Here is a 15,231-nt window from a genome sequence, read left to right as displayed (position 1 = left end):
GGTTGCGGGCAGGCGGTCACCCGAGGGGCACGGCCTCCTGGGCGCCGGGCTCGTGACCGGCGACGCGCGGGTCCCTCGGAGAGCCGCCCCGGCGTTCCTCGGCGGCGGCCTTTGGCTCCTGCGGACGAGCGACGTAGACGGGCGCGTCCGACTGGTAGAAGAGGTCGATGTCCGCCTCCTCGCCACCGACGATCAGCGTGTCCCAGGCGCCGCTGTCACACAGAGTGCGCAGGGTCGTCGGCCGGAGCGTGCCGAGGTGGCCGCGGAGTTCCTCGTCGGTGGGCATGCCGGGAAGGCGGGGCGCGAGGCGTTCACGGATCTCGCGCATCCGCTCCAGCAGCGTCTCCAGGTCGGACTGCCCGTCCCCGGGGCCGGCCGGACCCGAGGACGGGGGCTGTTCCGTGCTGCGGGCTATGACGTCCTTGACGGCTCGGGTGACACCATGCTCGTCGGTGGTGACCATGGCGTTCCACGCGCGGCTCTTGTGCCGGTACTGAAGCATGGACATCGCGGCCTCGTGCCGGATGAAGTCGGCGTCGCGCAGCGGTCTGCCCCGCCACGCCCGGCTGAGTGAGCGGGCGAGGGACACGGCCGAGGCGAGGCCGCTGTTGAGACCGCGTCCGGGCCAGAAGTGGATGGCGTTGGCCGCGTCGCCGAGCAGGAACCCGTAGGTTCCCGGAGTCGTCGGGGTGGCGCGGCTGAGCTGGGCCGTGAAGCGGGGGCGCTGGACCATGTCCAGGCGGAAGGACGTCACGGCGCTCAGGTCGTCCTCCGCCACCCCGAACAGGCGCAGCCCTTCCTGGATCCGCTTCCACAGCGGCGAGCCGCGCAGCAGGGCGGGCAGGAAGAGCGTGCCGTGGGTGGGGCAGACGAACTCGTTGTCCTCGTGCCGGCTCATCACGCAGGGGCGTGCGGCGATGCACTCCTCGAAGACCTGGCGCACGGGGTCGATGCCGACGACGTTTCTGGCCTCCTCGCGGGTGAGCCTCATGTTCAGGAAGCCCTCGCCGCGCAGCGAGTTGAGCAGGAACCGGTTCTGCGCCACGGTGAGCAGCACGCTCATCGGGTCCCTGAGCGAGGATTTGACGCGCAGTCCGAGCACCACGTCCTGGAGGTGTTCACCGTCGAGGGAGTAGACGGTGGCGTCGGCCGCGCCGAAGCGGTCGCCGAAGTGCTCGCGGGTACGGGAGCGCCCGCCCTCGCAGATCGCCAGGACGTGCTCGCCGGTCAGGCGTTCCTCCTGCTCCACCGGGTCGAACCGGCTGGGGACCAGACGGATCGCCGGCTTGCTGCGGGCCAGTTCCAGCAATCGGTCCTCGACATAGGCGATGCGGATGTTGCGGGGCGGTCTGCCGTCGACGGAGTCCGGTCCGACGGGCCACATCTCGGAGAAGCGGTCCTCGTCCCGGAACAGCGCGTGGCGCATCTCCTCGGTGAGGGCGAGGTACTGCCTGCTCTGGATGGTCACGACCTGCTGGCGGCGGACGTTGCCCTGGGTCTCGTCCTTCCAGACCACCGAGGGACCTGCCGCGATCCACCGCCCGTCGTACACGGTGATGGCCACCCGTCCCGCCAGCGCCTCCTCGAGCAGCAGGGCGAAGGCGAGACCGACGGGGCCGCCGCCGGCGACCGTGACGCGCAGCAGCCCGGGGTCGGCCACCGGAGAGGCGGCGGAGAGCGGATCGAGCCGGGAGAGGTCCATGACCGTCTCCAGCGCTTCCTGCGTCTCGAACAGGAAGGTTTCGTCACCGATCCGGACGACGTCCCCGGCACTCAGCACATACCGGCTGACGGGGCGGTCGTTGACGTAGGTCCCGTTTCTGCTGCCCCGGTCGTGCAGGACGTACGCGCCGTTCTCCGCGACGATCTCGGCGTGTAGACGGGACGCGCTCGCGCTGACGATGACCACGTCGTTGTCGTTCTTGCGCCCGAACCTCAGCGGCGCGGTGCCCAGCACCACGGTCTGCCCCATGAAGGGACCCGTGCGTCCCACGATCACCGATGACACTCGTACTCCTCGCAGACATGTCCCGTCGCCGGAGTGGAACCGCCACCGCGCGGTCCGGTCCGGCAGGGGGACGAACCCGCCCTTCTCCTACACGGAGCACCGGGTTCACGCGGTTCACGACTCCCTGAACGCCATACGGCTACGGCGTGCACGTCAACGAGAAGGGCACGGCCGTCGACACCTGCTGGAAGGGCGACCGGATCTCCACGGCCATCGCGCTCGTCAGCGTGCCGGTCTGGGCGTACGTCGTCAGTCGCACCGACTCCCGGTCCGTACGGGGCCCGCCCTTCGGGAACGACAGCGTCCGCCAGGCGGGGTCGACCACCGCACCGTGCGCCGACACCCAACGGTAGGAGAACTGCACAGGCAGCCCTGTCACCTGGAAGGTGGCTGTGAAAGCGGGCGCCCGAACCTGCGGCGGCGGACAGGCTCCCGCGTACGCCGTTCCCGCGCCGGTGACCGACACCGTCACGGACGGTCCGGCGGAGGCCGCGGTGTTCTCGCGCGTCAGGGCGTACCCCAGCCCGCCCAGCAGCAGGACGAACACGACTCCCATCGCCGTCAGCACGTATGCCGTACGGCGACTGCGCCGGGGCGAGGGGACCGGTACGGGGGCGGGTTGCGGCGCCGGGGGTTCCGCGGGCTCAACGAGGCCGGTGGTCAGGGCGTCCGCAAACGTGATCACGTCATCGGGTGACGGCCGCGACGGGACGGCGGGTGCCCCGACGGTCCTGCCGGTCTCTGCGGTGACGGCCGCGGGGCTGTCGCCCGGCGCCGTCCGTGAGGCGGCGGCGGTGGCCGGCGGCGCCGGTACCGGGGCCACCGTCCCGGCCGTGGCCGTCACCTCCCCGTCCGGCGAAGCCCCGGCGCGCACGACCGCTGTTCCGGACGTTGCCGTCGCTTCGGTGTCCGCCCCCGGATCCCCGTCGTGCGCGGCTACGCGCCGCAGTGCCTCCTCGGTCCGCTCCGCGGAGATCCGTTCGGCGGGGTCCTTGCGCAGCAGCCCCGCGATCAGCGGGGTGAGCGGGCCGGCCCGGTGCGGGTGGGGCGGGTCGGTGTCGACGACGGCACGCAGGGTGTTCAGTGCGGTGTCCTGCCGGAAGGGCGAACGCCCCTGGACGACGGTGTAGAGCAGCACACCGAGGGACCAGAGGTCCGCCGCGCTGTCCGGCGTACGGCCCAACGCCTGTTCCGGCGCGATGTATTCGGGCGAGCCGACCACCTCGCCGGTCAGCGTGAGCGCGGTGTCGCCCTGGACGAGGGCGATGCCGAAGTCGCTGAGCACCACTCTGCCGTCGTCGGCGAGCAGGACGTTGGCCGGTTTCACGTCCCGGTGCAGCACCCCGGCGTCGTGCGCGGCCCGCAGCGCGGCCAGGACCTCGGCGCCGATCCGCGCGGCCTCCCGCGGCGGCAGCGCTCCCCCGGCCGCCAGGAGGTCGGACAGTGATCTGCCGCGGACCAGTTCCATCACGATCCAGGGGCGGCCCTCGTCGGTGACCACGTCGTGGACGGTGATCACACCGCGGGCCGTGATCCGCGCCGCGGCCCACGCCTCCCGCTCCAGCCGGGCGTACATCCGCTCGGCCTTCGCGGCGGGCAGCCCGGCCGGCGCGCGCACCTCCTTGACAGCGACCTCACGGCGCAGCGCTTCGTCGCGGGCGCGCCAGACGGTTCCCATGCCGCCCTCGCCGAGCGGGGACAGCAGACGGTAGCGACCGGCCACCAGCCGTCCGGGGTTCGCGTCCGGGGAGTGTGCGTCGGGTGGCTGCATAGGGGTGGATCTCCCTCGTTTCCTGTACCTGGGCGTCGCGGCCCGCTGAGCCGGAACCGGCCGACGCGACGAAGCGCTGCCGGGCCGGTGCCCGGCCCGGCGTTCGCGCGGGGTCCGAAGGGGCCGCGACCCGGCGTCCCGCGTTCACAGAGCGCGGGCGAGGAGGGCGAGGAGTTACGTCCAGTGCCGCTCGGCCGCGTCGGGGTTGTCTACGGCGGTGTCGCTCTGGGGGTAACCGTGGGGTGCGCCCTCGTACACCTCGCACCGGTGCGTGACGCCCGCCTCGGTGAGCGCCTGTTCCAGGCGGCGGATCTGTTCCTCGGGCGTCGAAGGGTCCTCGTCGGCATGCGCGAAGTACTACTCGGCGGTGACCCGGTCGGCGATCAGGTGCGGGCTGTCGGGCGCCTCGCTCGCCGGCCCGGCCGCCGTGGAAACCGGCCGCCGCGGCCACCCGGTCGGGGTGGGTGCCGGCCGTGTACGGCGCGAGCCGGGCGCCCATGCGGTAACCGGTGGTGCCTACCGGCCCGTCCACCACCACGGGAGAGGCACGATGTCCGGGCTGGCGGCCAGGACGATGAACTCGGGCACATCCACGACCGGAGTGGGCCCGTGCCGGTGGAGGACGTCGGGAACGAGCACCGCGTACCGGACGCCGCCGGCCGGTCGGCCATCGCCTTCAGACGCGGGGAACTACAAGATCCTCCGTGTCTGCCGGCAGCGCGGCGACGGCCTCCCTCACGCGGTCCGGGCCGTCGCCCACATGCATGACCCCGCCCCGGCGTCATGAGCGGACGACCTTGCTCACGGGCTCCGGCCTGCTCAGCTCACGGCATTTCGCGACACGTTTCAGCAGCCACCGTTGTTGGTGGCCGCTCTGATGAACGAGGACACCTTGTTGTCCGCACCGTAGTCCGAGAGCCTCGACAGCTGATGGAAGGGTGACACTGTGAGCACCAGGTCCTGGTAGTTCTCGTACCGGTACAGACACAGGGGATAGCCCATGTTGTTCTTCACGGAAGAGATCTTGTCGTCGAGGTAGGGCCACGCGTGGAAGTTGGGGGATCCGTCTATGTCGTTCCAGGGCACTCCTATCGCGGCGCCCGAGTAGTCCGGGTTCTCGTAGAAGCAGAACTTGTAGACGGCTGCGTCACAATTCGCCCCGGGGTTCCACTGCACGGCGGCGGCAGGACCTGCCGTACCGAGTCCGATCGCCACGGCCGATGCCCCGGCCGCTGCCAGTGCCGCCAGACGCTTCCAACTGATGCCCACTTACATTCCTTCCGTCGTGCACGGGTGCGGACTGCCCCTGAGGAACACGGTGTGGAGGCGTCTGAAGGTTCACTCGGCCTGTGCGGCCGCACCGTTCCTCAGCCGCACCGAGGGTGCCGGGCGGGTTCCCCGGCGGCCGCGCCGCGTCAGTCCGCGGGCCCCCGCGGCTCCTGCCGGGCTGCGCACACGCCGTTCTCCCAGGCCCAGGCGGCGATCTCCACCCGGTTACGGGCGGCGAGCTTGCGCTGGACGCTGCCGAGGTGTGTCTTGACGGTGGAGAGGGAGATGTGGAGTTCGGCCGCCAGTTCCTCGTTGGTGCGGCCGCGCGCGAGGAGTCGTACGACGTCCATCTCACGGGAGGTGAGCGGGAGTTCGAGTCCCGTCGCGCGGGTGCCGGGCGCGCCGTGCCGCCGGTCCGGTGTCTTCCCGGAGGCGGCCTCGGACGCGGCGATGGTCATGTGTCTGAGCAGGCGGACCGTGACCGCCGGGGAGATCAGGGCGTTGTCGGCGGCCACCGCCCGCACGGCCTCGACCAGCAGTGCGGGAGAGCCGTCCTTGAGGAGGAAGCCGCAGGCGCCGTTGCGCAGGGCCTGGTAGACGTACTCGTCCAGGTCGAAGGTGGTGGCGATGAGCACTCTCAGCGGGTCGGCCGCCTCCGGGCCCGCGAGCAGCCGCGTCGCCTCCAGGCCGTCGAGGCCCGGCATCCTGATGTCGAGCAGGCACACGTCGGGGCGCAGCCGCCGGGCCTCCCGTACGGCGGTGGTGCCGTCGGCCACCTGGGCGACGATCTCCATGTCGGGCTGCGAGCCGAGGATCATGCCGTAGGCCGAGCGGATCATCGGCTGGTCGTCGGCGATGAGGATGCTGATCGTCATGCGTCCAGGGTGGCAGTCCTCCGGTCGTCCCCGGGCAGCGGGAGCGGCCCGGGAAGCGGGACACGTGCCTCGACGACCCAGCCCACATCCGCGCGCGCCCCGGCGGTGACGGTGCCGCCGACCATCGCGGCGCGTTCCGACAGCCCGGCCAGGCCGTAGCCGCTGCGCGGTTCGCGCGGGGCCGCGGCCGGGCCGTCGGTCGGGTGCGGAGGAGCGTCGCCGTGCGCGGCGGCGTCCGGGCCGTCGTCGGTCACCGCCACGAGGACGGCCGGGCGGGCGGTGTCGCCGTCCAGCCGTACGTCGACCGTGACCGTCCTGGCCCGGCGGGCGTGCTTGCGCACGTTGGTCAGGGCCTCGCGGACGACATGGTGCACGGTGGTGGCGATGCCGGGCGGCAGACCGCCGGCGGCGAGGCGGGGGTCGAGGGTGAGGGTGGTGGCCGGACCGGTCGCCGAGATCCGTTCCGTCAGGGTGCGCAGGTCGGCGAGTTGGCCGCCCGGCCCCGCGGGGGCCGCCGGGCCGCCGGGGCTGCGCAGGACCGCCACCATGCCGTGCATCGACCGCATGGCCTGCGATCCGGCCTCCTCGACGGCCGCCAGCATGCCGTCCAGTTCCTGCGGCGACGGGGGACGCCCGGCCGCCGTCACGTACCGCACGGCCTTGATCTGGGCGACGATCGCGGTCACGTGGTGGCCGACGAAGTCGTGCAGTTCCCGCGCGTAGTCGAGGCGTTGCGCCTGGAGCCCGGCCTCGTGGTCCTGCGCGCGGTAGCGGTCGAGCAGCCGGAGGTACAGGCCCAGCACCGTCGCCAGGGCGGCGGCGAACCAGAAGGCGGGTGCCACGAACGGCACCAGTCGCTTGTACTCGGCGGGCGGGAGCCGCAGGACGATCACGGTGAGCGCGACCAGCGCTCCCCCGGCCAGGGCGGTGGCTCGCAGCGGCGGACGCAGGCGCGTCGATCGGACGACGACCAGCAGCAGGGCACAGGTCTCGACGAGCCCGAACGTCGCCTCCGGCCGGGCGGCCAGCTGGGTGTTCACCAGGGTCACCAGGCAGGACGCGACAACGCCCGCGGCGGCCACCGCGTCGAAGCGGCCACGGCGCACGGCGACGGCGGCCGACAGCAGAGCGCCGGACACCGTCCAGGCCGCGGCCATGGGCACGGAGCCGGTGTCCGCGCCCTCGGTCGCCACCGCGGCGAGGAGCAGCGCCGCCGCGCAGAGCGCCGCGACGCGCCTGCCTCCGGCCGGGACGTCGAAGAACTGGTTCATGACCGCCGAGGTTACGGCGCTGCCGGGCGCCTCCGCCTCGACCGTTCGGCCGAGGCACGCACGGCCCGCGGGCCGGACATTCGGTCCTCCGGTCGATCCGCGCGTTCCCGGCCCCGGCGAGGATCGGACCGTCCGCCGGCTCCCACGGCGTCGTACTCCCTTCGCCCGCACCACCGGAAGGCCCCATGCTCCGTACCGTCGTGCGCTCCGTGCTCCGCGACCGGCACCGCTTCGTACTGCCCGCCCTGGCGGTGCTGATCGGGGTCGCCTGTGTCAGCGGCTCCCTGCTCTACACCCAGTCCCTGGCGCGGGGTGCCGAGCGGCTCCAGCGGGCCTCGCGCCCCGACGTGTCCGTGGAGGTGCGTCCCACCGGTGACGGCGTGACGCCCGGCGAGGGCCTGCGGCGGCGGCTCACCGCGCTGCCCGGGGTCGCGGCGGCCCGGGGCACCCTGCGCGGCCCGGCCTTCCTCGTGGCGCGCGGCGGCAGCCTGGTGGGGCCGCCCTCCGACGACGTGGGCGTGGACTTCGTACCGGACGCGCGCGGTGCCGATCCCCGCTGTGCGATGGCCGAGGGGCGCGGCCCGCGGCGCCCCGGCGAGATTGCCGTGGACCGGTGGTCGGCCGGGCGCGCCGGATACCGGGTCGGTGACCGGGTGCGGGTCGTCGTCGCGGGCGAGGTCCGCTCCGCCCGGCTCACGGGTGTCTTCACCGTGGACGACCCCGCCACCGCCGCCGGCGGCACGGTCACCGCGTTCGACGGCGCCACCGCACGCGCGCTGCTCGCCCCGGCGCCCGGCCGGTACGAGTCGGTGACCCTGACGGCCGCGCCCGGCACCTCCCCCGCTGCCCTCGCTCGGCAGGTGTCGCGGCTCCTGCCGCCGGGCCTGTCGGCGGTGACCCGCGCGCGGCTGGACGCGGAGGCCGCCGCGGCGCCCGACCGCGAGAAGCTCGGCACGCTGCTGCTGCTCTTCGCCGGCATCGCCCTGTTCGTCTCCGCCTTCCTGGTCAGCAACACTTTCACCATGCTCAGCGCCGTGCGGGCCCGTGAGCACGCCCTGCTGCGCGCCGTGGGCGCGAGCCGCCGCCGGGTGCTGGGCATGGTGCTCGCCGAGGCGGCCGTCGTCGGCGGCGCGGCGGCCGTGGCCGGATACGCGCTCGGCGTCGGCGTGGCCGCTTCGCTCGCCACGCTGTTCGGACCGGCCGCCGGCCCGGCGAGCTCGGCTCCACTCGACGTTGTTTCCCCTCTGGCACTGCTGACGGCCCTCGGCGTCGGCGTGGGATGCACGGCGGCCGCCGCGTACGTCCCGGCGTTGCGGGCCGCAGCCGTCGCCCCGGTGGCGGCGCTGCGCACCGACCTGCCGGCTCCGGCGGTCGCGCTGCGGCGCCGGAACCGGATCGGGCTGGTCGTCACGGCGGCCGGCGCGCTGCTGATGGCGGCGGGCACGGGGGACCTCGGGGTCCTGTGCCTCGCTACCGCGGTGCTGCTGGCCGGGCTGATCCTGCTCACCCCGCAGCTCGCACGGGCCGTCACCCACGTGCTGCGGGCGCCGCTGCGGGGGCTGACGGGAGTGCGCGGCACCCTGGCGCTGGGCAACGCGCGCCGCAATCCCCGGCGTACGGCCGCGACCGCCGGGGCGCTGACCGTGTGCGTGGCGCTCGTCAGCGCGGTCACCGTGGCGCTGTCCTCGCTGAGCGCCACGGCGGGGCGGGAGGCGGAGGCCACCATGCCGACGGACCTCAGGATCACCGCGGTCGACTTCGCCGAGATCGGCGCGCACACGGCCGCTCAGGTCGCGCGGCTGCCCCGGGTGGCGGCGGTCAGCTCGGTGCGCGCGGCCGACTTCCGCCTGCGCGACGGGTCCGATCTGCAGACGGTGGTCGTGGATCCGCACGCCGTGGTCGAGGGCCGCCTCGGCGATCTCAGGGTGCGCTCCGGCGACCTCGCCGGGCTGGCCGGCGGCATCGCGGTCACGCGGGACCTCGCCCAGGAGCACGGGTGGCGGGTGGGCGACCGCGTCACCGGCACGGAGCTGTCGGACGAGAACGCGCCGGCCGAGGGCGCGTCGGACGGCGCGGCGCTGGACCGCAGGATCGTCGCGGTCTACGACGGTCCTGACGCCCTCGGCCCCGCCCTGCTGCCCGAGAGCGCGGTGGCCCAGGGCGGTGTGCCCGCCGGTGAGGTGACCTCGGTGCTGGTGCGTGCCGAGCCGGGCCGGACGGCTGCCGTGAAGGAGGAGATCCGCCGGGCTCTGCACAATCCGGTGCTGCTCGTCGAGGACCGGGCGGACGCGGGACGGGACGCCGAGCGAGGGTTCGGGCCGCTGTTGTCGGTCCTGTACGCGATGCTCAGCGTCACGCTCGCCGTCGCGGCCCTGGGTGTGGCCAACACGATGGGCATGGCGGTCTTCGAGCGGGCGCGGGAGATCGGGCTGCTGCGCGCGGTGGGCCTGGACCGGGCCGGGGTGCGGTCGATGCTGCGGGTGGAGTCGGTGGTGGTGTCGGCGCTGGGCGCCGGGCTGGGCATCCTTGCGGGCGGTGCGGCGGGGGTGGCGGCGGTGGCCGGGCAGCACGGGGCGGTGATCTCGGTGCCCTGGGCCGCCCTGTCGGCGCTGCTCTTCGGCGCGGGCCTCGTCGGTGTGCTCGCTTCGCTCGGGCCCGGGGTGCGGGCGGCGAGGGTGCCCGTGACGCGGGCGGTGGGCGGCGAGGTGGGGTGAGAGGGGGGCCTGGACAGCCGGGTGAAACCGGAGGAAAGGCACATAGACGAGACACACGCATACGTGTGCCGGAGACCGGTTATGACGGGCACGGCCGTAATTTCCCGTGAATTGCGTGAACCCCGGCCCCGTCCACCGTCGTTGAACCCATGGAAAGGCTCTCCACGACCAGGGTGACGATCAGGGCGCCGTGGGTCGTGGAGAAAGGGACGGTTGCCCTCGGCCCAATCCCCCGTAAGGCCGGGGGCGGCCGTCCCACAGGACTCTGCCCCGCATCGCGACGCTACGTGTGCCGCGAAGCGGGGCAGGCAAGGCTCGGCTCGTCCGCCGGAGCCAGCCGGACGACGCATCTGAGGAAGAGCCATGCAGCCGGATCACCGCCCGCTCGAGCAAGCACATGTCTCGTACCAGGAGCACGTACGCACCTGCCGGCAGTGCGGGCATGCAGGCGGCCTGTGCCAGGCGGCGAAACTCCTGAGGCGGACGTACAACAACTTGCTGAGAGCGGCCGGCACCCGCACCGACGGCTCAGGTGACGCTGCGGACTCCCGCGCCTGAGCGACCGCGGGGGTCGCGCGCGTCAAGAGTGAGTCGGCGGTCGTATCAGCCGGCGCAGACCGTCGCATCATGGTGCGGCGTTCGTCGGCGCGGCCCTGCTCGCGGTCCTCGGTCCCGCCCCGGTCCCGCCCCTCTGGCGGCCGGGGCCCCCGTCGTCACAAACAGGGCCGCTTCGCGCACCCGGTGGCCACCGCGCGGCAGTTGCCGGGCTGGGACCAGACGGAGGGCGATGCGGCCTGGCTGTCGGAGCGCCCCGGCCGGCTGGTCCTGCGGCCGGGCGCGAGCGCGTCGTTCACCATACGCCTCGACGCGCGGGCCGTCACCCGGCCGGGACTGTTCACGGGGTCGGTGCTCCCGCGCACGGACACAGCCTACTGGACGGCGCCGGTCGCGGTCTCGTTCCGTGTGGCGGGCCGCGTGGGCGGTTGACGGACGGGGCGGGGCTTCGGGCCCGTTACAGCGACAGATCCGTGACGGGCCCGCAGGAGCCCCGTCACGGACCCGGGACAAGGCACATGCGCTGTGACACATCAGCTCCTGGAGACGGTGAACGCGTCACCGGGACGAACGGAGGGTGTGAGGACTCCGCCGGAACACACCTTCGGCCACCGCCGCATAACCTGCGCTTATGATCGGCACATGTTGGACTCCCGACGCCTTCGTACCTTCCACGAGGTGGTCACCACCGGTTCGTTCACCGCCGCCGCACGTTCCCTGGGCTACACCCAGCCCGCTGTCACGCAGCAGATCCGGGCGCTGGAGCGGGAGGCGGGCATGCCCCTGTTCACCCGCAAGGGCCGGCGGATGTGCGTCACCCAGGCCGGGCAGGCGCTGGCCCGGCACGCGGAGGACATCCTGGGCAGACTGCGTGACGCCCAGCAGCAGCTCCAGGCGCTGGCGCGGCTGCGCGCGGGCCGGGTCCGTGTCTGCGCCTTCCCCAGCGCCAACGCCACGCTGATCCCGGACGCGGTGGCCACACTGCTGGCGGACCACCCCGCCGTACGGGTGGAACTGCAGGAGGCGGAGCCACCCGAGTCCCTGCACAGGGTGCTGACCGGCGCATGCGACCTCGCGCTGTCCTTCGGCTATCCGGGTCTGCGCGCCGAAGTCCCGCCCCAGCTGGCGGAGATCGACCTCCTGGAGGACCGGCTGGTGGTCCTGCTGCCGGCCGGCCATCCGCTGGTCCGCCGTCGTGCCGTGCGCCTCGCCGAGCTGGCCCGGGAACGCTGGGTCGCGGGCTGCTCGCGGTGCCGGGTGAACCTGCTGCGGATCTGCGCCGAGGAAGGATTCGAACCGGACGTCGTCTTCTCCACCGACGACAATCTCGCACTGCAGAGCCTGGTGGCGGCCGGTGTGGGCGTAGCGGTGGCCCCCTCACTGGTGCTCTCCCACCTCAACCAGCGTCAGGTGACCGGCCGGCTGATCGAGCCGAACGTCGTCCGCCGGGTCGGTGCGTACGCGTTGCGCGACCATGTGCACCTGCCGGCCACCCAGTTGGTGCTGGAGCACATACGTTCGGCGGCCGCCGCCCGGAACGGCTGCTGACCCGCCGCGACACCCGCCCCCATTCCGGCTCGCATAAGCGGCGGTAGGGACGAGCGAAGAAACGCTGCTTGGACGCCGGCGTACGGCGGCCCGGAAGCTGCTGCGCATGAGAACAACCACCGCGACCGCGCCCGACCGTGCGCGCGTCACCGAGACGGCGGCAGCCCTGACAGCGGACGTCCGGGCCGTGGTGGCGCGTGGGCTGAGCCCCGCGCGCTCCGCCGGCCTGGCCGCGACGGCGCTGCGCGGCTACCTCGCGGATCCCGGGCTGCTCACCGCCGAACAGCGCGTCGGCTCACCCGAGCGCTACACGCAGCATGTGCTGCACGCCGAACCGGACGGCAGCTTCTCAGTGGTGGCGCTCGTCTGGCTGCCCGGTCAGCGCACCCCGGTCCACGACCACGTCTCCTGGTGCGTGACGGGTGTCCACCAGGGGACGGAGAGCGAGCACCGCTACCGCCTCGTGCCCGAGGGGGCCGCCGCCCGTCTGGTCGCCACGGAGGTGGTGACCAACCCGGTGGGCTCCGTCTGCGGCTTCGCCCCGCCCGGTGACATTCACGAGGTGCGCAACTCCGGGGCCGGCACGGCGATCTCGATCCATGTCTACGGCGCCGACGTGGTCCGTCTGGGAACCAGTGTGCGACGCGTGTACGAGCGCCCTGACGGCGAGCGCGACTGACGCCGTGAACGAAGTCCACGACGTCCACGACAGATCGCTCCCTCCCCTCCTGCTCAGGGCGTGGTCCCGGCATCGCGCCGTACCCGGTCTGGCACTGGCGGCGGCCGGTGTGCTGATGGCGACGGCGCTGCACGAGGCGCTGCCCGCCGTGCCGACGCTCACCCTCGCGGTCGTACTCGGGGTCGCGGCCGCCCATCTGCCCAAAGTCCGGGTGTTCGTGCGTACGTCGGCCAGGGCCGGGCTGGCCGTGGCGGCGAAGCGGCTGATGCGGGCCGGCGTGGTCCTGCTCGGACTCCAGCTCAGTGTGACCGACGTGGCGGGGCTCGGCCTGCCCACGGCCGGGATGGTGGTGTGCGTCGTCCTCGCCACCCTCGTCGGCACCTATTGGCTGGGCCGGCGGTTGGGTCTGCCCGGCGACGTCCCGGTGCTGGTGGCCGCCGGCTATGCGATCTGCGGCGCCTCGGCCATCGGCGCGGTGGGCCAGGTGACCAGGAGCGAGGAGGACGACGTGGCGGGCGCGGTCGCGCTGGTCACGTTGTGCGGGACGCTCGCGATCGCGGTACTGCCCGTGCTGCACACCGCCCTGGGCATGACCGCCACGCAGTTCGGCCGGTGGGCGGGGGCCAGCGTCCACGACGTCGGCCAGGTGGTCGCCACCGCACAGACCGCCGGTCCGCTCGCCCTGCGCGAGGCCGTGCTGGTCAAGCTGATGAGGGTGGTCCTGCTCGCCCCGCTGACCGCGGGGACAGCCCTCGCCCTGCGCCGGTCCGGGCGAGCGTGGGCGATCGCGGGCGAGAAACGGCCTCCGGCACTCCCCCTCTTCGTAGCCGGATTCCTGGCGATGATGGTGCTGCGCAGTACCCAACTGCTCGGCACCGAGGTGCTCGACTGCGCCGCCGCGGTGCAGCACTTCGTGTTGGCGTCGGCTCTCTTCGGCCTCGGTGCGGCGGTGAACCTGAGCACACTGGGGGGCGCGTCCGGCCGGCGCATGCTGCTGCTCGGGGCGGCGTCCTGGGTGGTGGTGGCCGGGCTGTCGTACGCCGGCGTCCTGCTGACCACATGAGTCCGGTGGTCCGGCTCGCTGTGGCCGCGCGGTCGCCGGGGTCCTTCAGCCGGCGTCCTCCGGGTGGCGGCGGAACTGGCGTGCTGTCAGGGACGTTGCCAGCGATCGGGCGGCTGCCTCGTTGTACCGGGCGGAGAGGTAGAAGGGCCGCGCGGCGGCGACCGCGTTGTCCGTCGAGGCGAAACCGCGGTCCAGGGCCGCCAGTTCGAGCTCGCCCATCGGTGCGCCCCAGTAGGAGGCGAGAAGCTCCGTCACCTTGGTGCGGGGAACCGCGTCGAGGCGAAGGCCGGGACGATTCTCCCGGACCCGGTCGTTGACCTCCCAGGCGTGCTGGACGAACTGCAGGGCTACGTCTCCGACGGGCTCGTTCTCCATGAGCGACATGGCGATTTCGTCCCAGGGAAGTCTCAGGATCGTGCGGCAGGACCTGACGAGAGCGATGGTCAGCTGTTCGGCCGGCGGCAGACCAGTCTCGGCGGGAGTCAGCCACGGGTTCAGGAATCCCAGTCGCTCGCGGTCCGCGGGCAGGCGGTAGAGACCGCCGTGCTCCCCGTGCCGCAGGGCCCGTTCCGCCTCCGTGTCGCCGCCCGCCCGTTCCCCACACTCCTCGGCGCACCGGGACGCCAGGGTGCGCAGTGTCATGTTCCGATGATGGAGCGGGTAGTCGTACGCGAACAGTTGGCGGGCGCGCAGCAGGCTGAGGGCGCTGGTCCGGGGCGAGTTTCGCGCCCCGCAGGCGGCGCGGGCGGCGAGTTGCCAGGCGTAGAGAAAGACCGTCCGGTGCACCCGCAAAGGCGGCGGCTGTACGTCCGGCTCACCGGGGTCGTCGGCTCGCAGGTGGTCCAGCAGGGCCAGCGCGTCCTCGCGTTTGGGGTCCTGGCGGTAGGTGACGCAGTACCGCTGGAGTGCCCGGACCGTCGTCGCCTCGAGTCCGGCTTCCGCGCCGGCCTCCTCGAGCGCGCTGTAGGAGCGCCATCCGAAAGGACGCTGGGAGAACACGCTGATCAGTCGGTCGGCGGTCAGGGCATCGCACACGCCGGACCGGACGGCTGCCGCGAAGGTGGCCCTCATGCACACGAGCGGCTCCGAGTGCGGCCGGTAGCCCTCGTCCTCGGGGCTGTGCAGGAGCGTCACCTCGTCATCGGCTTCCAGGCGGCCGTCGCGGAAGTCGGCGTAGATCCGGCCGATGCCCTGCATGCCGAAACGGTCCAGCTCGCCGGCTCTGAGTGCCCCCATGCCCGACGCGCCCAGAACGCGCACCTCGCGGCCGAGGAGATCAAGGATCTCCTTGTGCCGCACGGATCTCCGCTGGTGGGAATAGCCGTCGATGATGGCGACCACGTCCCCTGCTCCCACCTCGAGACGCCCCAAATCGCCCGCGGCAACCGGTGGCAGCAGCTCGACGCGGGTGCCGGCGGTCAGCTCCGCGGCATCCGGCAGACTCGGGCCCACGAAGCAGTACTTCTTCGTCATGTACG

General features: G+C 73.1%; 11 protein-coding genes and 2 pseudogenes. 6 read left to right on the top strand and 7 right to left on the bottom strand.

Going from position 1 to position 15,231, the window contains the following annotated elements; translation table 11 throughout:
• Positions 1-16 precede the first annotated feature (16 nt).
• The 3 genes and pseudogenes from A6P39_RS43040 to A6P39_RS43030 form a co-directional block, all read right to left on the bottom strand.
• The gene (locus A6P39_RS43040) at positions 17-2,008 is read right to left on the bottom strand and encodes an FHA domain-containing protein (protein ID WP_275884388.1); all 1,992 of its coding nucleotides are present in this window, start codon (positions 2,006-2,008) and stop codon (positions 17-19) included.
• A gap of 139 nt (positions 2,009-2,147) precedes the next feature.
• Positions 2,148-3,779, bottom strand: coding sequence for a serine/threonine-protein kinase (locus tag A6P39_RS43035; RefSeq protein WP_275884387.1), 1,632 nt, complete (start codon positions 3,777-3,779; stop codon positions 2,148-2,150).
• A 174-nt stretch (positions 3,780-3,953) separates the two neighbouring features.
• Positions 3,954-4,465, bottom strand: a pseudogene (locus tag A6P39_RS43030) (dienelactone hydrolase family protein); the annotation flags it as partial.
• Between the two features lie 2 nt (positions 4,466-4,467).
• Here A6P39_RS43030 and A6P39_RS43025 point away from each other — a divergent pair.
• A pseudogene (locus A6P39_RS43025) lies at positions 4,468-4,566 on the top strand (IS5/IS1182 family transposase); the annotation flags it as partial.
• 59 nt (positions 4,567-4,625) lie between these two features.
• On the opposite strand, the gene A6P39_RS43020 reads toward A6P39_RS43025, so the two are convergent.
• From A6P39_RS43020 to A6P39_RS43010, 3 genes are all read right to left on the bottom strand, one after another.
• Positions 4,626-5,048: a peptidase inhibitor family I36 protein gene (locus A6P39_RS43020; protein ID WP_275884386.1), complete on the bottom strand. Its 423-nt coding sequence runs from the start codon at positions 5,046-5,048 to the stop codon at positions 4,626-4,628.
• A 146-nt stretch (positions 5,049-5,194) separates the two neighbouring features.
• Positions 5,195-5,923: a response regulator gene (locus tag A6P39_RS43015; protein WP_275884385.1), complete on the bottom strand. Its 729-nt coding sequence runs from the start codon at positions 5,921-5,923 to the stop codon at positions 5,195-5,197.
• Positions 5,920-7,194: a sensor histidine kinase gene (locus A6P39_RS43010; RefSeq protein WP_275884384.1), complete on the bottom strand. Its 1,275-nt coding sequence runs from the start codon at positions 7,192-7,194 to the stop codon at positions 5,920-5,922. The genes A6P39_RS43015 and A6P39_RS43010 overlap by 4 nt, the downstream gene beginning before the upstream one ends.
• A gap of 185 nt (positions 7,195-7,379) precedes the next feature.
• On the opposite strand from A6P39_RS43010, the gene A6P39_RS43005 reads away from it, so the two are divergent.
• The 5 genes from A6P39_RS43005 to A6P39_RS42985 all read left to right on the top strand — a co-directional run bounded on the left by A6P39_RS43005 (position 7,380) and on the right by A6P39_RS42985 (position 13,753).
• Positions 7,380-9,908, top strand: coding sequence for an FtsX-like permease family protein (locus tag A6P39_RS43005; RefSeq protein WP_275884383.1), 2,529 nt, complete (start codon positions 7,380-7,382; stop codon positions 9,906-9,908).
• Between the two features lie 741 nt (positions 9,909-10,649).
• Positions 10,650-10,895 (top strand): hypothetical protein, encoded by a 246-nt coding sequence (locus A6P39_RS43000; protein ID WP_275884382.1) that lies wholly within the window; start codon positions 10,650-10,652, stop codon positions 10,893-10,895.
• Between the two features lie 210 nt (positions 10,896-11,105).
• Positions 11,106-12,011: a LysR family transcriptional regulator gene (locus A6P39_RS42995; protein ID WP_275884381.1), complete on the top strand. Its 906-nt coding sequence runs from the start codon at positions 11,106-11,108 to the stop codon at positions 12,009-12,011.
• Positions 12,012-12,117: 106 nt separating this feature from the next.
• A complete protein-coding gene (locus A6P39_RS42990; protein ID WP_275884380.1) occupies positions 12,118-12,690 on the top strand; it encodes a cysteine dioxygenase family protein in 573 nt (190 codons plus the stop codon).
• Between the two features lie 49 nt (positions 12,691-12,739).
• Positions 12,740-13,753: a YeiH family protein gene (locus A6P39_RS42985; RefSeq protein WP_275884403.1), complete on the top strand. Its 1,014-nt coding sequence runs from the start codon at positions 12,740-12,742 to the stop codon at positions 13,751-13,753.
• A gap of 45 nt (positions 13,754-13,798) precedes the next feature.
• On the opposite strand, the gene A6P39_RS42980 is transcribed toward A6P39_RS42985, so the two are convergent.
• Complete coding sequence (locus A6P39_RS42980) at positions 13,799-15,226, bottom strand: TfuA-like protein (protein WP_275884379.1); 1,428 nt, start codon at positions 15,224-15,226, stop codon at positions 13,799-13,801.
• Between the last annotated feature and the right edge of the window lie 5 nt (positions 15,227-15,231).

It is taken from the genome of Streptomyces sp. FXJ1.172 (assembly GCF_001636945.3).
GTDB lineage: Bacteria > Actinomycetota > Actinomycetes > Streptomycetales > Streptomycetaceae > Streptomyces.
Note: the sequence above shows the minus strand (reverse complement) of the source record. Positions and strands in the feature narration are given on the sequence as shown.

Coding starts and splice junctions, on each gene's coding strand:
- A6P39_RS43035 (WP_275884387.1), bottom strand. CDS start 3,779: ATGCAGCCACCCGACGCACACTCCCCGGACGCGAACCCCGGACGGCTG.
- A6P39_RS43015 (WP_275884385.1), bottom strand. CDS start 5,923: ATGACGATCAGCATCCTCATCGCCGACGACCAGCCGATGATCCGCTCG.
- A6P39_RS43010 (WP_275884384.1), bottom strand. CDS start 7,194: ATGAACCAGTTCTTCGACGTCCCGGCCGGAGGCAGGCGCGTCGCGGCG.
- A6P39_RS43005 (WP_275884383.1), top strand. CDS start 7,380: ATGCTCCGTACCGTCGTGCGCTCCGTGCTCCGCGACCGGCACCGCTTC.
- A6P39_RS42995 (WP_275884381.1), top strand. CDS start 11,106: ATGTTGGACTCCCGACGCCTTCGTACCTTCCACGAGGTGGTCACCACC.
- A6P39_RS42990 (WP_275884380.1), top strand. CDS start 12,118: ATGAGAACAACCACCGCGACCGCGCCCGACCGTGCGCGCGTCACCGAG.
- A6P39_RS42980 (WP_275884379.1), bottom strand. CDS start 15,226: ATGACGAAGAAGTACTGCTTCGTGGGCCCGAGTCTGCCGGATGCCGCG.